This window comes from Acidovorax sp. A1169 (assembly GCF_030704685.1).
Lineage (GTDB): Bacteria > Pseudomonadota > Gammaproteobacteria > Burkholderiales > Burkholderiaceae_C > Acidovorax.
In genome coordinates, this window is the sequence record NZ_JAUZDX010000002.1 from 276,723 (window position 1) to 296,457 (window position 19,735).

General features: G+C 67.7%; 20 protein-coding genes. 14 read left to right on the forward strand and 6 right to left on the reverse strand.

Annotation, left to right across the window (positions count from 1 at the left end; all coding sequences use genetic code 11):
* Window positions 1-63: 63 nt before the first annotated feature.
* The 3 genes from QYL93_RS04480 to QYL93_RS04490 all read right to left on the reverse strand — a co-directional run bounded on the left by QYL93_RS04480 (window position 64) and on the right by QYL93_RS04490 (window position 4,014).
* Window positions 64-1,503, reverse strand: a complete 1,440-nt coding sequence (locus QYL93_RS04480; RefSeq protein WP_057269175.1) for an aldehyde dehydrogenase family protein — start codon at window positions 1,501-1,503, stop codon at window positions 64-66.
* Window positions 1,504-1,662: 159 nt separating this feature from the next.
* Complete coding sequence (locus QYL93_RS04485) at window positions 1,663-2,763, reverse strand: porin (RefSeq protein ID WP_305742526.1); 1,101 nt, start codon at window positions 2,761-2,763, stop codon at window positions 1,663-1,665.
* Window positions 2,764-3,288: 525 nt separating this feature from the next.
* On the reverse strand, window positions 3,289-4,014 hold the full coding sequence (locus tag QYL93_RS04490) for a FadR/GntR family transcriptional regulator (protein ID WP_305742527.1): 726 nt from the start codon (window positions 4,012-4,014) through the stop codon (window positions 3,289-3,291).
* A 122-nt stretch (window positions 4,015-4,136) separates the two neighbouring features.
* Here QYL93_RS04490 and QYL93_RS04495 point away from each other — a divergent pair, with 122 nt between their 5' ends.
* The 11 genes from QYL93_RS04495 (at window position 4,137) to QYL93_RS04545 (ending at window position 15,827) form a co-directional block, all read left to right on the forward strand.
* A complete protein-coding gene (locus tag QYL93_RS04495; RefSeq protein ID WP_305742528.1) occupies window positions 4,137-4,955 on the forward strand; it encodes an NAD(P)-dependent oxidoreductase in 819 nt (272 codons plus the stop codon).
* An 11-nt stretch (window positions 4,956-4,966) separates the two neighbouring features.
* Entirely contained in the window at window positions 4,967-5,848 is an 882-nt protein-coding gene (locus tag QYL93_RS04500; RefSeq protein WP_305742529.1) for an SMP-30/gluconolactonase/LRE family protein, read from the forward strand.
* Window positions 5,849-5,895: 47 nt separating this feature from the next.
* Window positions 5,896-6,873 (forward strand): TRAP transporter substrate-binding protein, encoded by a 978-nt coding sequence (locus tag QYL93_RS04505; protein ID WP_305742530.1) that lies wholly within the window; start codon window positions 5,896-5,898, stop codon window positions 6,871-6,873.
* 82 nt (window positions 6,874-6,955) lie between these two features.
* On the forward strand, window positions 6,956-7,444 hold the full coding sequence (locus QYL93_RS04510) for a TRAP transporter small permease (RefSeq protein ID WP_007853074.1): 489 nt from the start codon (window positions 6,956-6,958) through the stop codon (window positions 7,442-7,444).
* A 62-nt stretch (window positions 7,445-7,506) separates the two neighbouring features.
* Entirely contained in the window at window positions 7,507-8,799 is a 1,293-nt protein-coding gene (locus QYL93_RS04515) for a TRAP transporter large permease (protein ID WP_305742531.1), read from the forward strand.
* A 160-nt stretch (window positions 8,800-8,959) separates the two neighbouring features.
* Window positions 8,960-9,895 carry a DMT family transporter gene (locus QYL93_RS04520; RefSeq protein ID WP_305742532.1) on the forward strand — a complete coding sequence of 312 codons (936 nt, stop codon included), beginning with the start codon at window positions 8,960-8,962 and terminating at the stop codon, window positions 9,893-9,895.
* 9 nt (window positions 9,896-9,904) lie between these two features.
* Complete coding sequence (locus tag QYL93_RS04525; protein ID WP_305742533.1) at window positions 9,905-11,014, forward strand: aldose epimerase family protein; 1,110 nt, start codon at window positions 9,905-9,907, stop codon at window positions 11,012-11,014.
* 111 nt (window positions 11,015-11,125) lie between these two features.
* On the forward strand, window positions 11,126-12,652 hold the full coding sequence (locus QYL93_RS04530; protein WP_305742534.1) for a DegQ family serine endoprotease: 1,527 nt from the start codon (window positions 11,126-11,128) through the stop codon (window positions 12,650-12,652).
* A 69-nt stretch (window positions 12,653-12,721) separates the two neighbouring features.
* Entirely contained in the window at window positions 12,722-13,381 is a 660-nt protein-coding gene (locus tag QYL93_RS04535; protein WP_305742535.1) for a response regulator transcription factor, read from the forward strand.
* Complete coding sequence (locus QYL93_RS04540; RefSeq protein ID WP_305742536.1) at window positions 13,378-14,763, forward strand: ATP-binding protein; 1,386 nt, start codon at window positions 13,378-13,380, stop codon at window positions 14,761-14,763. Before QYL93_RS04535 ends, QYL93_RS04540 begins: the two co-directional genes overlap by 4 nt.
* Before the next feature lie 68 nt (window positions 14,764-14,831).
* Window positions 14,832-15,827, forward strand: coding sequence for a 2-dehydropantoate 2-reductase (locus QYL93_RS04545; RefSeq protein WP_305742537.1), 996 nt, complete (start codon window positions 14,832-14,834; stop codon window positions 15,825-15,827).
* A gap of 57 nt (window positions 15,828-15,884) precedes the next feature.
* Here the strand turns inward: QYL93_RS04545 and QYL93_RS04550 are convergent, their stop codons facing one another.
* Window positions 15,885-16,112: a hypothetical protein gene (locus QYL93_RS04550; RefSeq protein ID WP_305742538.1), complete on the reverse strand. Its 228-nt coding sequence runs from the start codon at window positions 16,110-16,112 to the stop codon at window positions 15,885-15,887.
* 328 nt (window positions 16,113-16,440) lie between these two features.
* Window positions 16,441-16,674, reverse strand: a complete 234-nt coding sequence (locus QYL93_RS04555; protein ID WP_305742539.1) for a hypothetical protein — start codon at window positions 16,672-16,674, stop codon at window positions 16,441-16,443.
* A gap of 256 nt (window positions 16,675-16,930) precedes the next feature.
* Here QYL93_RS04555 and QYL93_RS04560 point away from each other — a divergent pair, with 256 nt between their 5' ends.
* A complete protein-coding gene (locus QYL93_RS04560; protein WP_305742540.1) occupies window positions 16,931-17,740 on the forward strand; it encodes a hypothetical protein in 810 nt (269 codons plus the stop codon).
* Window positions 17,741-17,756: 16 nt separating this feature from the next.
* Here the strand turns inward: QYL93_RS04560 and QYL93_RS04565 are convergent, their stop codons facing one another.
* Window positions 17,757-18,173, reverse strand: a complete 417-nt coding sequence (locus tag QYL93_RS04565) for a hypothetical protein (protein ID WP_305742541.1) — start codon at window positions 18,171-18,173, stop codon at window positions 17,757-17,759.
* Window positions 18,174-18,517: 344 nt separating this feature from the next.
* Here QYL93_RS04565 and QYL93_RS04570 point away from each other — a divergent pair, with 344 nt between their 5' ends.
* Both QYL93_RS04570 and QYL93_RS04575 read left to right on the forward strand, forming a co-directional pair.
* Entirely contained in the window at window positions 18,518-18,739 is a 222-nt protein-coding gene (locus tag QYL93_RS04570) for a DUF4287 domain-containing protein (protein ID WP_305742542.1), read from the forward strand.
* Window positions 18,740-18,958: 219 nt separating this feature from the next.
* The gene (locus tag QYL93_RS04575; RefSeq protein WP_305742543.1) at window positions 18,959-19,564 is read left to right on the forward strand and encodes a hypothetical protein; all 606 of its coding nucleotides are present in this window, start codon (window positions 18,959-18,961) and stop codon (window positions 19,562-19,564) included.
* Window positions 19,565-19,735: the final 171 nt, after the last annotated feature.

A 19,735-nucleotide genomic window follows, 5' to 3' on the forward strand; every position in this document is an offset into this window, starting at 1 on the left:
CTGCCGGCGCTGCAAAGCGAATCGGGCGCACAAGGCGCCCGATTGCTTTGCGTCAAGCCTGGATCACGCTTGCGTGTACGCCGTCTTCACCGTGGTGTAGAACTCCGCTGCATAGCGGCCCTGCTCGCGCGGGCCGTAGCTGCTGCTCTTGCGGCCACCGAACGGCACGTGGTAGTCCACACCGGCGGTGGGCAGGTTCACCATCACCATGCCGGCCTGGGCGTGGCGCTTGAAGTGCGTGGCGTGCTTGAGGCTGGTGGTGGCGATGCCACTGGCCAGGCCGAAGGGGGTGTCGTTGGCCAGGGCCAGCGCTTCGTCGTAGTTCTTCACGCGCTGCACGCTCACCACGGGGCCGAAGATCTCTTCGCGGTTGATGCGCATGCCGGGCGTGGTCTCGGTGAACAGGGCCGGGCGCAGGTAGAAACCGGGCGCGCCGTCGGCGTTCTTCTCCAGGGCCTCGCCGCCGTAGGCGAGCTTGGCGCCTTCCTGCTGGCCGATGCCGATGTACTCCAGGTCCTGCGCCAACTGGCGGTCGTCGACCACGGGGCCGATGTCGGTGCCGGCCTTGCGCGCGTCGTCCACCTTCAGGGTCTTCATCTTCTCGATCACGGCGGCCACGAAGCGGTCGTGGATGCCATCGGTCACGATCACGCGGCTGCTGGCCGTGCAGCGCTGGCCGGTGGAGAAGAAGCCGCTGTTCACCGCAGCGCCCACGGCCACGGCCAGATCGGCGTCGTCGAGCACCACGAAGGGGTTCTTGCCGCCCATTTCGAGCTGCACCTTGGCGCCGCGCGGCACGCAGGCGGCGGCCACGCGCTGGCCCGTGCCCACCGATCCGGTGAAGCTCACGCCCGCGATGCGCTCGTCTTCGAGCAGCACCTGGCCGACGTCCGAGCCGCGGCCCATCACCAGGTTGAACACGCCGGCCGGCAGACCCGCGCGGTGCAGGATGTCGGCCAGCGCCCAGGCAGAGCCGGGCACCACTTCGGCGGGCTTGAACACCACGCAGTTGCCATAGGCCAGGGCCGGGGCGATCTTCCAGGCCGGGATGGCGATGGGGAAGTTCCACGGCGTGATGATGCCGATGATGCCCAGGGGCTCGCGCGTGATCTCGATGCCCACGCCGGGGCGCACCGAGGGCACCAGTTCACCACCGGGGCGCAGTGCCTCGCCGGCGAAGAACTTGAAGATGGCGGCGGCGCGGCCCACTTCGCCAATCGCTTCGGGCAGGGTCTTGCCTTCCTCGCGGGCCAGCAGGTCACCCAGCTCGGCCTTGCGCGCGATGATCTCGTTGCCCACCGCGTCCAGCACGTCAAAGCGCTGCTGGGGCGTGGACAGGCTCCACGCCGGGAATGCGGCCTGGGCAGCCGCCACAGCGTCCAGCGCCTGCTCGCGGCTGGCCACGGCGTAGTCGCCGATCACATCGCGGGTGTCCGATGGGTTGGTGTTGCGGTAGCCGCGGACGCCTTCGGTCCAGGTTCCGCCAATCAGGTTTGCATGCATGGTGTGGTGCGGGTAGTGAGAAAGTGATGGCAATGCCGAACAGGCCGCCGGCGCTCCGCGCAGGCCTGGCCGTTGCACAAGGCGGACTGCGTGGAGCAGTGCATTGTGCAGCGGTCGGGTTGCGGTGGTGGCTGGTGGCCCATTGCGGCGTGCCCTGGTTTAAAAAGCCGTGCGCACGCCGATCTGCGTGACGCCCTTCTGGCTGACGAAATCCTTGAGTCCGCCGGTGGCTTGCGACGCCGACGCATACAGGAAGGTGTTCTTGGACAGCGCATAGCGCGCACCCACGGCAACCTTGCCCAGGGTGTCATTCTGGCCTGCCGCGTTGGCATACTTCACGCGGGTGTAGTTGGCGCCCAGCAGCACGAAGGAGCCCACGGGCACTTCCACGCCGATGGTGGTGCCGTCGCTGTGGTCCATGGCGAAGGTATTGGTGCCGGTCACGGTCAGGTTGTTGCCCGTGAAGGCGCCATTGACCGAGGTGGTGGCCAGGTCGCGGTTGCGCTGCACGCCGCCCAGCACCTTGACCACGCCGAAGTTGTAGTTGGCCGCCACCGTGAGCGACTTGTTCACGTTGTCACCCGTGGTGCGCGAGCGGTTCCACTCGTACGACAGGGCACCGTTGAACGGGCCCTGGCCGTAGCTCAGCTTGACGCCGTAGAAGCGGTCGGCCGTGCCCTCGCCGGGCGCCACCTGGGCGGCGGCCTGGAAGCCGCCGTAGTTGATGGTCTGCACCTGCAGCACGTTGTCGGCACGCGGGGCGTTGAGCCACAGGGGCAGGGCCTTGCCGGCGTTGGTCACACCCGTGCCGGGGTTCAGCGTGAGGGCGTTGGTGAAGGGGTTGCTTAGGCCCATGACCGAGTCTTCCAGGATGTACTGGCGGCCCAGGCGCAGCTCGCCCACCGTGGACGACGACAGCCACACGAAGCCCTGGCGCCCGAAAGCCCGGCCGCCCTGGCCAAAGGTGCCGTTGTCGGCGTTGAACCCGTTTTCCAGCAGCACGCCGGCCTTCAGGCCGCCGCCCAGGTCCTCCACGGTGCGGATGCCCCAGCGCGAGCCGTTCAGGCCGTTGGTCGTGCCGTCGTTCATGGCCGTCATGCTGCCAGCGCCCGAGCGCGAGCCCGCGCTGTAGTGGCTGACGTTGACGTCGACCAGGGTGAACAGGGTCACGCTCGATTGGGCCTGGGCTGCGGGTGCAGCGGCCAGCAGCGACGCGCAGGCGGCCAGGGACAGGTTGGAAATTTGCGTCGTCTTCTTCATGGTTTTTTGTCTCTCTCTCGTTCTCGACTCTTGTTTTCTTCAGGGTTGATGAAAGCGGGGATGGAATGGAATGGGCGGTGGGGCTCCTCAGGGGTGGATGGGCATGGCAGGGCAGCACGCCGGCTCGGCGCGGTCAGGGGCTGTCGTTGCGATGGGGGGCGGCCCGGGGCCGCAGGGTGCCGAAGTGCTCAGCGCCCGGTGGCTGCTGCCATCGGAGCGGGCAGATGTCTGACCTCACAAGGTCCCATGCCGGTCGGCGGCGCGCATTTTGGTGAGGTCATGGACGAAAGCTCCCAGGCAATGAGGCGTGCGCTGGCGTGTGCCGGTGCTTTTGGGGGCAGGGCGGCAGCCTCAACGCGTTGATTTGTTGTATGTCATCGTACAACAAAATGCGGGGGTGTGGCTTCGGGTTATTACTGACGGGCCCGGCCCCGTGGGGCGGTGCCACGCAGGCGGCCTGCAGCCTGCGGAGGGGGCTGGGTTGGGCGTTGGTGGGGCAGGGTGGGAGCGTGGGCCCCCGGGCGATCAGCCCGCCTCGGCCTGCGCGCGGCGGCGCCGCTCGCGGCTGTTGGCCAGGTGGGTGCGCATGGCTGCACGCGCGCCATCGGGGTCCTGGCCGACGATGGCGTCGTAGATGCTTTCGTGCTCGCCGTTCACGCGGCGCAGGTACTGGCGCAGGTCGCTCTGGCTGTCGCCGGCATCAAGCCGCGCACGCGGAATGATCATGCTGCCCAGCGTGCCCATCAGCTCCGCGAAGTGGCTGTTCTGTGTGGCGCGCGCAATCTCCAGGTGGAACTGGAAGTCCGACGCCACGGCATCGCGCCCTTCGTCTACGGCCTTGGTCACGGCGTCCAGCGCCACGCGCATGGCGGCGATGTTGGCGTCGGTGCGGCGCTGCGCGGCCAGCGCCGCGGCCTCGGTCTCCACGCCGATGCGCAGCTCCAACACCGCGATCACGTCGCGCAGCGTGCTGAACTGGTCGGGCGTGATCTTGAAGCCCGGCGCCTGCCCCAGGCCCAGCACGAAGGTGCCGATACCGTGGCGCGTTTCCACCAGACCCGAGGCCTGCAGCTTGGAAATCGCCTCGCGCACCACGGTGCGGCTGACCTCGAACTCCGCCATGATCGCCGCCTCCGTGGGGAGCTTGTCGCCTAGCGCCAGACGCCCGTCGCGGATGCGGTCGCCCAGGGATTCAACCAGCTCCAGGGCCAGGGTGCGGGGCTTGCGGCGAAGGGCGATGGCGGTGTTCATTTCTCGGTGTTATCCCTATGTGATCGTGGGGCGCTTGGGAGTACATTGCACTCGCGTTGTACGACAACTGATGACGTGCAGCAGAGCATACCGCCACTGTACCAAGAACCTTCCCAATTTCCATGCCTTGTCACCCGACACCGATCCGATTCAACCGCCTGCTGCTCACCGGTGCCGCCGGCGGTCTGGGCCGTGAGCTGCGCACCCGCCTGAAGGCCTATTGCACCAGCCTGCGCCTGTCCGACATCGCCGAACTGGGTGCCGAGGCCGCGGGCGAGGAAGTGCGCCCCGCCAGGCTGGAAGACGCCGCCGCCATCCATGAACTGCTGGCCGGTGTGGACGCCGTGGTGCACCTGGGCGGCGTGTCCACCGAACAACCCTGGGACGCCATCCTGCCGGCCAACATCGTCGGCACATACAACCTCTACGAGGCAGCCCGCAAGCAGGGCGTCAAGCGCGTGGTGTTCGCCAGCAGCAACCACGTCACTGGCTTCTACCGCCAGGACGAGGTCGTGGGCCTCAAGGACCCGGCCCGGCCCGATGGCCTGTACGGGCTGTCCAAGGCCTTCGGCGAAGATCTCTCGCGCTTTTACTTCGACCGCTACGGCATCGAGACCGTCTGCCTGCGCATCGGCTCCTCCTTCCCCGAGCCGCGCAACCGCCGCATGCTCGCCACCTGGATGAGCTATGACGACCTGGAGCGCCTGGTCGTCGCCAGCCTCACCGCCCCCGTGGTGGGCCACAGCACCATCTACGGCATGGGCGACAACACCACCACCTGGTGGGACAACACGCTCGCGCGCCACATCGGCTACCGGCCGCAGGACAGCTCCGAGCCCTTCCGCGCCAAGGTGGAGGCCGCCGACCCCACGCCCGACCTGAGCGACCCGGCCGTCATCTACCAGGGTGGCCCCTTTGTGCGCACCGGCCCGTTCGAGTGAGCACGACCGCCATGGAATTGCTGCTGCCTGACCACCGCGACCAGGTGGGCGAGAGCCCGCTGTGGTCTGTTACCGAACAGGCCCTGTACTGGGTGGACATCGAAGGCCGCGCGCTGCGCCGCCTGCGCTGGGCCGACCGCCAACTGACCAGCTGGGCCACGCCCGAGCGCCTGGCCTGCATCGCCCTGCATGCCGATGGCGGCCTCATCGCCGGCATGGACACAGGCCTGTTCCACCTGCGCCCGGCCGATGACGGCACGCTGGCCTGCACCCTGGTCTCGGCCGTGCAGCACCCGCAGGAGGGCATGCGCTTCAACGATGGCCGCTGCGACCGCCAGGGCCGCTTCTGGGCCGGCACCATGGTGCGTGACATGGCCCTGGCCCAGCCCGCCGGCGGCCTGTACCGCCAGGACGCGCGCGGCTTGTCCGTGCCCCAGGTCGAAGGCCTGGTCACGCAGAACGGCCTGGCCTTCAGCCCCGACGGCGCCACCATGTACCTGAGCGACAGCCACCCCAGCGTGCAGAAGATCTGGACGCTGGACCTGCACGACGACGGCGGCCTGGGCCCGCGCCGCCTGTTTGCCGACATGCGCGAGCTGCCCGGCCGGCCCGATGGCGCCGCCATAGACACCGACGGCGGCTACTGGATCTGCGGCAACGACGCCGGCATGGTGCACCGCTTCACGCCCCAGGGTGTGCTCGACCGCTCGCTCAGCGTGCCGGTCAGCAAGCCCTCGATGTGCAGCTTCGGCGGCCCCGACCTCGACCTGCTGTTCATCACCTCCATCCGCCCCGGCCAGCCCCAGGGCAACGACGTTTTGCACGGCGGCGCGGTTTTCGTCGCCCGCCCCGGCGCCCGCGGGCTCGCAGAAGCCCCGTACCGCGCGGCCTGAGTGCAGCAGCACCGCGCACCCCCTTTCAACCCTGGAGACAAACCACCATGAACGTTCCACATATCTTTGGCCGCGTGGCACTGGCCGCCGGCATGCTGTTCGGCAGCCTGGCCGCGCATGCCACCGAATTCCGCTCGTCCGACATCCACCCCGAGGACTACCCCACCGTGCTGGCCGTGCGCCACATGGGTGAGACGCTGTCCAAGGCCACGGGTGGCAAGCACAGCATCAAGGTCTACGCCAAGGGCTCGCTCGGCATCGAGAAGGACACCATCGAGCAGACCAAGCTGGGCGCCATCGCCATGACGCGCGTGAACGTCGCGCCCATGAACAACATCTGCCCCGCCACCATGGTGCCCACCATGCCCTTCCTGTTCCGCGACAAGGAACACATGCGCAAGGTGCTCGACGGCTCCATCGGCGACGAGATCCTGAAGGACTGCGAATCGCAGGGCTTCGTGGGCCTGGCCTTCTACGACAGCGGCGCGCGTTCGATCTACACCGTGAAGAAGCCCGTCAAGACCCTGGCCGACGTCAAGGGACTGAAGGTGCGCGTGCAGCAGAGCGACCTTTGGGTCTCGCTGCTCGAGGCCATGGGCGCCAACGCGACCCCCATGCCCTTCGGCGAGGTCTACACCGCGCTCAAGACCGGCCTGGTCGACGCTGCCGAAAACAACTACCCCAGCTACGAGAGCTCACGCCACTTCGAAGTGGCCAAGTATTTCAACAAGACCGAGCACTCCATGGCGCCCGAGATCCTGCTGTTCAGCAAGCGCGTGTGGGACACGCTGAGCGCCGATGAGCAAAAGGCCATCCGCGCCGCGGCCAAGGAGTCGGTGGGCTTCATGCGCAAGATCTGGGACGAGCGCGAAGAGAAATCCCTGGCCACCGTGAAGGCCGCCGGCGCGCAGATCGTCGAGATCGACAAGGCCGCGTTCAAGACCGCCATGAAGCCGGTGTACGACAAGTTCCTCAAGGACCCCAAGCTGCAGGACATGGTCAAGCGCATCGACGCCGTGCAGTAAGAGAAAGCCAGAGTCTCCAGGGCAGGCGGCACCGGGAGCAGCCCGCCGCCTGCCCACTTCCAGTTGTTTTTGAATGTCCACTATGTACACGCGACTCTGCGCTTTCATTGCGCGCACCTGCCTTCAACTCGGGGTAGGGGGGCTCGTCCTGCTGGTTTGCGCCGTGCTCTACCAGGTCATCGGCCGCTATGTGTTCAACGACACACCCACCTGGGCCGAGAGCGGCGCGGTGCTGCTCGTGCTCTACGTGACCATGCTCGGTATGGCGGTAGGGGTGCGCGATGCGGGCCACATCGGCCTCGAATCCTTCCTGGTGCTGGCGCCCGACTGGCTGCGCACCAAGCTCGAGTTGCTGATCCACGCGCTGGTGCTGCTGTTCGGCGTCGTCATGGCCTGGAACTGCGGTGTGCTGGCCGAGTCGGTGGCGCCCTACAAGATCCCCACGCTCGGTATCTCCGAAGCCTTCAAGTACGTGCCGCCCGCCATGGCCGGCGTGCTGGTGGCCATGTTCTCGCTGGAGCACATCATCGCCATCCTGCGCGGCGTAGAAGTCGAGCCGGCCTGGCATTGAACGCTGCAGCGCCCACCTGACTTCTGCACCCTAACGTCCGTCCCTACAAAGATTCCACCACCATGGCGTTGACCATTCTCTGCGTGACCTTCACGCTCCTGCTGCTGCTGGGCGTGCCCGTGGCCTTTTCGATTGGCCTGTCCTCGCTGGCCACCATCCTGTACGAAGGCCTGCCGCTGGCCGTGGGCTTCCAGCAGATGATTTCGGGCATGAACCCGTTCTCGTTCCTGGCGATTCCGTTCTTCATCTTCGCCGGCGAGATCATGATGTACGGCGGCATTGCCGACCGCATCGTCAACTTCGCCAAGAGCGTGGCGGGCCATGTGCGCGGCGGCCTGGGCATGAGCAACGTGCTCGCCTGCACGCTGTTCGGCGGCGTCTCGGGCTCGCCCGTGGCCGACGTCTCGGCCATGGGTGCCGTGCTCATCCCGCAGATGAAGAAAGAGGGCTACCACGCCGACTACGCGGTGAACGTGACCACCCACGCCTCGCTGGTGGGCGCGCTCATGCCCACCTCGCACAACCTCATCATCTTCACACTGGCCGCTGGCGGCAAGGTGAGCATTGCCGCGCTGATCCTCGCCGGCATCGTGCCTGCGCTGCTGCTCACGGTCTGCAACCTGGCGGCCGCCTACCTCGTGGCCGTCAAGCGCGGCTACCCCGCCGGCACCTTCCCCGGCTGGGAGATCGTGTGGATCTCGTTCCGCGCCTCCGTCCCTGGCCTGGCCGTGGTGGTCATCATCATCGCGGGCATCCTTTCGGGGGCCTTCACGGCCACCGAGTCGGCGTCCGTCGCGGTGCTGTGGGCGCTGGTGCTCTCGGTCTTCGTCTACAAGAAGCTCACGCGCGAGCAGTTCCTCAAGGCCGCCTCCAAGGCCGTCAAGACCACCGGCACCGTGCTGCTGCTGATCGGCATCTCGTCGATGTTCGGCTACCTCATCGGCCTGTACGGCGTGGCCGAGCTCACCGGCGATGTGCTCAAGTCCATGAGCACCTCTCCCTGGGTCATCTTCCTGTGCGTGAACATCATTTTGTTCATCCTGGGCACCTTCCTGGACATGGCGGCCACCATCCTCATCTGCACACCGATCTTTCTGCCCATCTGCCAGCAGTTCGGCATGAGCACCGAGCAGTTCGGCATCGTGATCCTGATCAACTGCGCGCTGGGCCTGAACACCCCGCCCGTGGGCACCACGCAGTTCATCGGCTGCACCATCGGCGGCATCTCCGTGGGCGAGGTGATGAAGACCATCTGGCCGTTCTACAGCGCCCTGATCGTCGCGCTGATGCTGGTGACCTACGTGCCGCAGTTCTCCATGTGGCTGCCGGATCTGGTTCTCAAGGGTGGTGGGTGAAGCGCAGGGGGCCCGGCGGCGAGGCCGGGTCTCCTGCGTCTTTTTTCCTGCACTGACCGACTGAGCGTTGGAGTGCATCCACGAGGCGCCCCTGGGCGCCTCTTGCCTTTTTGGGTGCCCCTGGGCGCCTCGTTTCCTTTTTTGACTGAGAGATTTCCGCATGGGGGCAGTTTCCCGATTTTCCGACCGCAGGGTCGTCGTGGCCGTGGCGCTGCTGTGCTGCCTGCTCTGGGGCAGCTCCTACCCCGCCATCAAGACCGGCTACGCCTGGTTTGGCATCGCCAAGGTCGACGTGCCCACCCAGCTCGTCTTCGCCGGCTGGCGCTTCGTGGGTGCGGGCCTGGTGCTGCTGGCCTGGGCCCTGGCCAGCGGTCGCAAGGTGTGGGCCCTGGGCCCCGGCTCGGCGCGCCAGCTGGTGGTGCTGGGCCTGGCGCAGACCGCGCTGCAGTACGTGTTCTTCTACGTGGGCGTGGCGCACACCACCGGCGTCAAGGCCTCCATCATGAACGCCACCGGCACCTTCTTCAGCGTGCTGCTGGCGCACTGGGTTTATCACAACGACCGCCTGAGCCATGCCAAGCTCTGGGGCTGCCTGGTGGGCTTTGCGGGCGTCATGGTGGTCAACCTGGGCCGCGGCACGCTCGACCTCGATTTCACCCTGCTCGGCGAAGGTTTCGTCGTGCTCGCCGCCCTGGTGCTGGCCGCCGCCAGCATCTACGGCAAGCAGCTCTCGCAGCGCATGGACTCGGTCGTCATGACCGGCTGGCAGCTGGCCATCGGCGGCGCGGCCCTGCTCGCCATGGGCTGGGGCGCGGGCGGGTCGCTCACCGGCTTCACCCTCGCATCCACCACCTTGCTGGTCTACCTGGCCCTGCTGTCCTCGGCCGCCTTCTCGCTGTGGAGCCTGCTGCTCAAGCACAACCGCGTGAGCCAGGTCACGGTGTTCAACTTCACCGTGCCGGTGTTCGGCGCCGCCCTGTCGGCGGTGTTTCTGGGCGAGGCGCTGTGGGAGTGGAAGAACCTGGTGGCGCTGGTGCTGGTGTGCGGGGGGATCTGGCTGGTGACGCGCGATGCGCCTCCTGCCGGGAACAAATAGACTCGGCATATGGCCCACCTCCTCCACCGCGAAGCATTCCAGCAGACCCTGCACGGCCAGCGTACCGACCTGTTCATCCTGCGGGGCGAGGGCGGGCTGCAGGTCGCCATCAGCAACTACGGCGCGCGGCTGGTGCAGATCGCCGTGCCCGACGGGCAGGGCGGGCTGGTGGATGTGGCGCTGGGCTACGACAGCCTGCAGGGCTACCTGGACGGGCAGCTTTCCATGGGCGCGCTCATCGGCCGCTGGGCCGGGCGGCTGCGCAGCGGGCAGCTCACGGTGCCCGGTCACGGCGCGCCGCTGCAATTGCCCACCAACAGCGGGCCGCACCACCACCATGGCGGGCCGCGCGGTAGCCGCTTCCAGGTGTTTGCGGTGGACGAGGTGCAGGCCGACGCCATCGCGCTGAGCCATGTGTTCCGCACCGAGGACGATGGCGTGCCCGGCACGGTGCGGCTCACGGTGCGCATTGCCGTCACGCCCGACAACTCGCTGCAGATGACCTGGACCGCTGAGGCGGCCGATGCACCCACCATCGTCAACATCACCGGCCATGCCTTCTTCAACCTGGCCGGTGTCGGCAGCACGCACCGCCACCAGCTGCAGGTGCCCGCCAGCCGCTACGTGCCGTTGGCGCTGGACCTGTGCCCGCTGGGTGAACTCGATGGCGTGCAGGGCACGGCGTTCGATTTCCGTGAACTGCGCACGGTGGGCGAAGCCATTGCACAGCACGGCGACCAGTTGGCCCTGGCCGGCGGGCTGGACCACTACCTGGTGCTCGACAGCGGGGTCTCGGCCCGCGCGCCATTTGCGCTGCCTCCAGGCAGCCCGGGCCTGCGCCTGGCCGCGCGCCTGCGCGAGCCGGTGAGCGGCCGCAGCATGCAGGTGTGGAGCACGGCGCCCGGCGTGCAGGTCTACGCGGGCCATGGCCTCAAGGCCGACCCGGCGCGCGACCTGGGGCGCGGCAACGGCCCGGGCGGCTGGCTGTGGCAGCCCGGCGACGGCATCTGCCTGGAGCCCATGGAGTACCCCGACGCGCCCAACCACCCGGCCTTTCCCAAACGCTGGCTGGCACCTGGCGAGGCGGAGCATGGGGCCATCGTGTACCGGTTTCTTTGAAGTGCGGGGTGGCGGAGCTCGTCCCACCCGCCTAAGTTTCGCCTAAGTGTCCGTGCTGAAACTGCCTCCATCACAGCAACTCCTTGCTACTGAACGGAAAGGCAGACCACCATGAACACCTCCAGCTTTGTCGCATCCACCCCCCGCCGCCTGATCGCCGCGCTGGTGGCCGCAGGGGCCCTGGGCGCTACGAGCGTCGGGCTCATCAGCGGGCACCAGGCGCGGGCCTCGGCACCAGCGCCCGTGGTGGCGCAGGCCGCCTTGCCCGCCGGCACGGCGCTGCCCAGCTTTGCGCAGATCACCGCGCAGAACGGCCCGGCCGTGGTCAACATCAGCGTGACGGGCAGCACCCGCAGTGCCCAGGCCGGCAGCAATGACGACGATGACGAGCGCCCCACCGCGCGCCAGCAGCGCCAGGCGCCCGGCATCGACCCCGATGACCCGTTCTACGAGTTCTTCCGCCGCTTTGGCGTGCCGGGTGCGGGTGGCGGTGGCGCGCAGCCCAACGTGCCCACGCACGGCCAGGGCTCGGGCTTCATCGTCAGTGCCGACGGGCTGGTGCTGACCAATGCCCACGTGGTCAAGGGCGCGAGCGACGTGACCGTGAAGCTCACCGACCGGCGCGAGTTCCGCGCCAAGGTGCTGGGCTCGGACCCCAAGACCGATGTGGCTGTGCTCAAGATCGAGGCCAAGAACCTGCCCACGGTGCGCCTGGGCAGCACGCGTGACCTGCAGGTGGGCGAATGGGTGCTGGCCATCGGCTCGCCGTTCGGCTTCGAGAACAGCGTGACGGCCGGCGTGGTCAGCGCCAAGGGCCGCTCGCTGCCCGATGACAGCCTGGTGCCCTTCATCCAGACCGACGTGGCCGTCAACCCCGGCAACTCGGGCGGCCCGTTGTTCAACGGCCGTGGCGAGGTGGTGGGCATCAACTCGCAGATCTACAGCCGCTCGGGGGGCTACCAGGGCGTGTCGTTCGCCATCCCGATCGAGCTGGCCGACAAGATCAAGCAGCAGATCGTGGCCACCGGCAAGGTGCGCCATGCGCAGTTGGGTGTGGCCGTGCAGGAGGTGAACCAGGCGTTTGCCGAGTCCTTCCAGCTCGACAAGCCCGAGGGCGCGCTGGTGGCCAGCGTCACCAAGGACAGCCCGGCCGACAAGGCCGGCCTGCAGGCGGGCGACGTGATCCGCCAGGTGGACGGTCAGCCCATCGTGGCTTCGGGCGACCTGCCGGCTTGGGTGGGCCAGGCCCAGCCTGGGCAGAAGGCGCGCCTGTCGGTGTGGCGCCAGGGCAAGCCGCTGGAGCTGACCGCCACCCTGGGCGACGCCAGCGACAAGGGCAAGGCCGTGGCCAAGGCCGACGAGGCCACGGGCAAGGGCCAACTGGGCCTGTCGCTGCGTCCTCTGGATGCCGATGAGCGCCGCGAGGTGGGCGTGAGCGCTGGCCTGGTGATCGAGCAGGCGCGCGGCCCGGCCGCCGCTGCGGGTGTGCAGGCGGGCGATGTGCTGCTGGCCATCAACGGTGCGCCGGCCAAGGACATCGAGCAGGTGCGCGCGGCCATGGCCAAGGCGGGCAAGTCGGTGGCCTTGCTGATCGAGCGCAACGGCGACAAGATTTTTGTCCCCGTCCGCCTTGGATAAAGGTGCCTGAATGAAGGGGCTGCTTCGGCAGCCCTTTGCCATTCATTCTTTCGCTATGCTTGCCGCACCATGCGCCTGCTCCTCGTTGAAGACGACCCCATGATCGGCGAAGCCGTGCAGGACCTGTTGCGCGCCGAGCACTACGCCGTGGACTGGGTGCGCGATGGCGATGCCGCCGACACGGCCTTGCGCGCCAACGCCTATGACCTGGTGATGCTGGACCTGGGCCTGCCCAAGCGCGATGGCATCGCCGTGTTGCGCGACCTGCGCACGCGCAAGGACCGCACCCCAGTGCTGGTGGCCACCGCGCGCGATGCCGTGGCCCAGCGCATTGAGGGGCTCGACGCCGGTGCCGACGACTACGTACTCAAGCCCTACGACCTGGACGAACTGCTGGCCCGCATCCGCGCGCTGCTGCGCCGCGCCTCGGGCCGGGCCGAGCCGGTGTACGAGCACAAGGGCGTGAGCATCAACCCCAGCACGCGCGAGGCCAGCGTCAACGGTATGCCCGTGGTGCTGTCGGGCCGCGAATGGGCCGTGCTGGAGCCCCTGCTCGCGCGCCCGGGCCTGGTGCTGTCGCGCCAGCAGCTCGAAGACAAGCTCTACGGCTGGGGCGACGAGGTCAGCAGCAACGCGGTGGAGGTGTATATCCACGGCCTGCGCAAGAAGCTTGGGCCCGACATCCTTCTCAATGTGCGCGGCGTCGGTTACCTCGTACCCAAAGCATGACGGTGCAATCCAAGTCCTGGCGCACCGCGGTGCAATCGCTGCTGCCGCGCTCGCTGCGCGCGCAGTTGCTCATTTTCCTGCTCGCCGCCATCCTGCTTGCGGGCGCCGTGCAGGGCGTGCTGGCCTACCGCAGCGCGCTGGACGAGGCCGACTCGCTGTTCGACTACCACATGCAGCAGACCGCGCTGGCCCTGCGCTCGGGCCTGCCGCCCGATGCGCGCGACCTGGGGCAAGGCCTGTCGTCCGAGGACGAAAACCACGAATTCATCGTGCAGGTGTGGACCAACGAGGGCCTGCGCATCTTCGAATCGGCCGTGGGCGCGGCGCTGCCGCAGATCGCGGTGCTGGGCTTTGCCAACGTGCAGGCGCGCGGCGGCACCTACCGCGTGTTCTCGCTGCAGACGCGCTCGCAGGTCATCCAGGTGGCGCAGAACATGGCCGTGCGCAGCGGCATGGCGCGCACCCTGGCGCTGCGCACGCTGGCGCCGCTGGCGGTGATGGCTCCCCTGTTGGTGCTGGCCGTGTGGTGGGGCGTGAGCCGCTCGCTGGCACCGGTGGAGCGCGTGCGCCGCCAGCTCGCACGCCGCCAGGCCGACGACCTCTCACCCGTGAGCGATGCCGCCCTGCCCGACGAGGTGCAGCCCCTGGTGACCGAGCTCAACCTGCTGTTCGAGCGCGTGCAGGGCGCCTTCGCCGCGCAGCAGCACTTCGTGGCCGATGCCGCGCACGAACTGCGCTCGCCCCTGGCCGCGCTGCGCCTGCAGCTGCAGGGCCTGCAGCGCGCCAGCGACGATGGGGCCCGCGCCGTCGCGGTGGAGCGCCTGTCCGCCGGCATCGACCGCGCCACGCGCCTGGTCGAGCAGTTGCTCACCCTGGCCCGGCAAGAGGCCAGCGCCGCCGGCCCCACCCCCACCGAGGCCGTGGACCTGCGCGCCGTGGCCCAGCTCGCCCTGGCCGACGTGGCCCCCGCCGCGCAGGCGCGCGACATGGACATGGGCCTGCTCGAATCCGCCCCCGCCCCCGTGCCCGGCCGCCCCGAGGCCCTGCGCATGCTGGTGCGCAACCTGCTCGACAACGCCGTGAAATACACCCCCCCAGGCGGCCAGGTGGACCTGCAGCTGCACCGCACTGCCGACAACGCCGTGGAGCTGGTGGTCGAAGACAGCGGCCCTGGCATCGCCCCCGAGCACCGCGAGCGCGTGATGCAGCGCTTCGTGCGCGAAACCGCCGACAGCGCCCCGGGCAGCGGCCTGGGCCTGGCCATCGTGCAGGCCATCGCCCAGGCGCATGGCGCCAGCGTGGCGCTCGATGCCTCGCCTCGGCTGGGCGGGTTGCGGGTGACGGTGCGGTTTCCAGCGGCAACGATGGTTCCCGTCGCATAGGCAGCATCTGCGGCGGCTTCCTGGCCGCACAATGCCCCTTCAACATCCATCGGACGGGGCTGCATCGTATGAACTTCATCGTGTTGGGCGCTGGCGCCATCGGCTGCTACGTGGGTGGGCGCCTGGCCGCGCAGGGGCAAAGCGTCTGCCTGGTCGGCCGCTCCCACGCCATGGAGCCCCTGGCGCGCGAAGGCCTCACCGTCACCGACCTCGACGGCTACCGCGCGCACGTGCCCGCCGCGCAGCTGCGCCTGGCCGGCACGCTGGCAGAGGCTGCGCCGGGCCCAGATACGGCGGTGCTGCTCTGCGTGAAAAGCGGCGCCACCGAAAGCGCTGCCCGCGAGCTGGCCGCCGCGTGCGCCCCCGGCACACCGGTGATCTCGCTGCAGAACGGCGTCGACAACGTGGCCCGCATCGCGGCCCAGGCCCCGGCGCTCAAGGCCCTGGCCGGCATGGTGCCCTACAACGTGGTGCTGCGCGGCGCCCAGGTGCACCGCGCCACGGCCGGCGATATCCAGCTGCAGCGCGACGAAGCCACCGAGCCCGTGGCGGCAGTGTTCAACGCCGCCGGCCTGGCCACCGTGCTGCCGGACGACATCCGCGCTGTGCAGTGGGGCAAGCTGCTGCTCAACCTCAACAACCCGGTCAACGCCCTGTCCAACCTGCCCCTGCGCGACGAACTGCTCGACCGCGATTGCCGCCACGTCTTCGCCGCCCTGCAGACCGAGGCCCTGGGCGTGATGCAGCGCGCCGCCATCACCCCCGCCCAGGTCACCGCCGTATCGCCCCGCATGCTGCCCAGGGTCATGCGCCTGCCCAACTGGCTCTTCACCCGCCTGGCCAAACGCATGCTGCAGATCGACGCGAGCGCCCGCTCCTCCATGTGGGACGACCTCGAAGCAGGCCGCGTGACCGAGATCGATGCGATCTGCGGCGCCGTGGTCCGGCTGGCCGCGCAGCATGGCGCGCAGGCGCCCCTCAGTGGGCGGATGTGCGAGCTGCTCAGTGGGCCGCGGCTGCGGTTGACGGGGGTGGAGATGAAAAGGGCGCTGGGGTTGGGGTGATGCGCCCCAAGTGAGGCGGCGCTATGGCGGCGAGCCACCACCTGCCCCAGCATCTCTTCAGCGCTGCTTGCGCAGCGCATCCAGCATGCTGAAACCCATCAGCCCGCAGAACAGGGTGAAGGCCCAGAAGCCATGCATGCCTGCCTGCCGCAGGCGCTCGCGCGCGGCCTTGTCGGCGCGGGAGTTGCTTCTAATCTTGTGAAGAAACCAATCGAGGTCGGCCAATTCCTGGGGGGTGAACCTTCCTCGGTCGATGTAGTGGTGTTCAATGGCCTCCAGCGTCACTTCCGTGCTGCTCTTGTAGATGGGTACTTGCACAAAGCAGTAGGCGCTGAGGCAAAGCGCCACGACAGCGAGAAAAAGGTATCCAAAGGCGAATCTGCGCATCGAGAAATGGTGTGAAAAGGTCCAGGAAGAAGAATGCAGTCGTGCAGGCCTTGGGCCCACACAGGCATCAATATGCCGGCTGGAGCACCGCAAAAATCATGGTGCCGACCAGCAACCCCATCCATGCAAAGAAAAGCACGAGCATGCCATGCAGCTGCTGCATCGCTTTGTGCAGGGCTGGGCCCGTGACTGCGTGGCGCAGGCTTGCAAGTGCAGCCCCTGCTTGCTATGTCCGCACTGCGGCAAGCGCGAAAACAAGCACGAAGCACCCATACATCACGATGGCGTATGGAACCCGGTTGCGCTGCAGGTCCCTGGCTTGATGCAGGTCGAAATAGGCCGCTGTGAGCAGCGCAAGACACACCAGCCCATACACAACGGCCAGCCCCCGCGCGGGAAGCGCGAGTTGAGCAAGCCGCACGGCGGTGGCTTGAGAAAGGGGAATGTCGTCCAATGCCATGGCGTGGTATGGGTGGGGTTGGCATTCGCTGGTGGCCGCAATGCAAAGTGCACCAGGTGGCCTGCCGTTAGTTCTCGCCGTGGCGGCTGACTGGCTGACTCTGGCCTCACCAGCCGAGCATAAGCTGTGCAGCCGCCGAAGCGTGGGCAGCCTGGCGACCTTTCTTGCGGTGCATGGCACTTGCCCGCCTGCCGCGCCCCGCCCCAGTCCAGCCTTGTGCTGAAATGTGGGTCGTCAGCCCATCCCCTTCTCGACCATGCGCAAATCCATCCTCCTTGCCACCACGCTGCTTGCGCCATCGCTACCCGCCCTCGCCGCACCACCGCGCATGGACACGCTGGCGGTCGTCAGCCCATCCGACAACGGCGTGGCGCGCGCGTGTGCGTCCGACCAGCTCTGTGTCGACATCGCCCCCTCCCAACCCGGCTGCGAAGGCCAGGCCTGCACCATCGACGTAGGCCTCCTGCAGCTGCCTGGCGGCCCGCGTGATGCGGTCCCTGCGGCCCAGACGGCCTACCGGATGGCGGGCGTGCCGATAGCGGGCGACAGCGTGTCGATGGCACCATGGCCGCAGCTCATCCGCTTTGAGGGCGGCGTGCTTGCAGGTGTGCTGGTGCAAGAGCGCAGCATGTACTCCGGCGGCGGGGCCAGTGCCACCACCCTGCACCTCATCGCCTTTGTGCCCGGCCAGCCACCGTTTGAGGTGCTGGGCGTTCCGCACAGCGGGAGCGCGACGATCCGGGCATGTTTCAGCGAGCGTCACATGAAGCAGCGTGCCGGAGCCTGCCACGACGAATACAGCTTCGACGCCAGCCTTGCACTGACTGGAGAATCCGCTGCAGGAGGCATGCCGGTGCTGCGCTATCGCAGCAAGGCGACCTCTTTTCCAGGGCCCGTGTCGCGGTCCAAAGATTCGCTGGCGGCGCGACCTCTTCGCCAACGTGATCTTGTCACCGTGACCGATCCCCAATGCAGTTACCAGCGCTTGTACCGCTTTGCCCCGCAAGCCCGCGCTTACGTGCCCGAGACCCCCGTGCCCGACTGCTCGAACTACACCGTGCCCTGACGCGCCGTGCGCGCGTTCACAGCCGGCTTCTGGACCTGACCGCCAGGGCCACGATGGCGATGCCGCCAGCGATGATCAAGGCGTCCTCGATCAGGCCGCTCTTCGTCTGGCCGATGTGTTTCATGGCGCTCTTTCTGGCGTCCAGGGTGATGTAGGCGAGAGGCACTGCGGTGGCAACCGCTGCCAGCGCACCGGCTTGCTCACGCCCGCGCGGGGCCAGTGCCGCACCGGCAATGCCGGCGCTCATGACCCGCGCCAACAGGCCCAGAGCAACCGTCCTGTCAGGGGCCGTCTTCATCTTGTCGCCCGCCAACTCCCCGACCCCCATCGCGAGCGCGCCGTACTTGAACAAGGGGCGGTCCAGCAGTGCAAGCTTGCCGGGCGTGGAGTGGCCCAGCAGCCTTGCTGCCGCCAGCGTGGCCATCGGTGTCATGGAGCGGGCGCTGGCAACCGCCCCAATGAGCGCGGACCAGAGCAGACTTGGCGTTTTCATGTATTTCCCATCGGCGATGCAGATGGGAAATCGTCGGGGGTAACCAGCATTCCTGGTATTGCTTGAACTCGCTGACAGCCGTAGGACAGTCGCGCGTGTCGCCGTACGGCTGCCCACAAAAGCTGCGATGGCGACCAGCGGCCGACAGCAGCCAACAACCCATCCCCATTTTTGGCAACGGCTTGTCGATATCCACCCCCTTCGTTCGTCGTAGGAACAAGGGCGCATGGCACGCACCGTGCGCCCCGTCTGCCCCCCGAGCCCATTCACCAAGGAGCCTGCCCATGCCAGAGTCCAGCACCAACGCCAGCACCTACCCTGTCAAAGGCCCTGCCTCTTACTTCCCCCCCATCGAAGCCAAGTACGGTCAGCCCATTAGCCACTGGATGGACGTGCTGCGCGCGGCGGGCGCGCTCAAGCACATGGAGTACGTCGCCCTGCTCAAGACCGACCACGGCATGGGCCATGGGCACGCCAATGCGCTGGTGGCGGCGTTCCTGGCGTAGGGCCGGTAGCCGCTGCCCCACGCGGCAACGCATTGGCAGTGGACTGGACAGAATGTCCACTGCCAGGGCGTCGCGATTGCGTACCATCGAAGCGGCCCCGGCGCGAAGTCCCGTGGCTTGATTGCTTGATCATCGCTTGATCCCTCCTGCATTCTGCAGGCGCTGGAATGCGCTACCTGGCGTACCGGCCCACCCACCCCTCAACACGCAAAGCAAACCATGTCCATTTCCCTCTACCTGCTCATGCCCCTCAGCAAGCAGGCGTTCGAGAACCCGGCCAACACCCGGCGAGCCATCGATCTGCTGGTGCAGCAGGGCCTGGTGTCCCCTGACCAAACCACCGATGTCTGGAGCTATCCCTACGACAGCGAGGAAGATGAGCACGGCGAGGAGCAGCTGCCGCACGCCACGCTGGGGGCGCTGCGCGATGCGCTCGACGGTATCCGCACCGATGAGATCAACTTCGATGCTGGTTTCAGCCAGTACAGCTCGGAGCACAATGACGGCGAGGGCCAGGGCAGGCTGCCGGGCATCAACGCGCTGACGCAGCAGCTGCAGGACCACATGGCCGCGTTCTGCGAGCAAAACGACATCGACTACACCCTGGACGTGTACGGGCACGTAAGCATCGGCTTCATTAGCGCAGAGGGCGAAGACGGCCTGGGCGAGATCCGCGGCATCGGCGTGTTCTGCGACGGCAATGTCGCGCCCTTCATGGAAGATGCCGGCTACCTCGAAGCCGCCAAGACGCTGGAGATCTATGCCGTGTTCGAGAAGCTCGCGGCCATCTATGGTGAAGCGCCGACTCTGCAGTTCCGGGGCTGATTCAAAGAACAAGGGTGCGGTTACCGTCGAGTTCAGTGCAACGCGGAACGAGCCAAGGGCCTCACGCGAGCAAGCGCTGCCTTGCTCAAGACCGACAGTGGCCTGGCTAAAGGCAATTGGCCTGCGGCCTTGGGTGGCCGGGATGCGATGGAGGCCACTGGCGGATTCGCT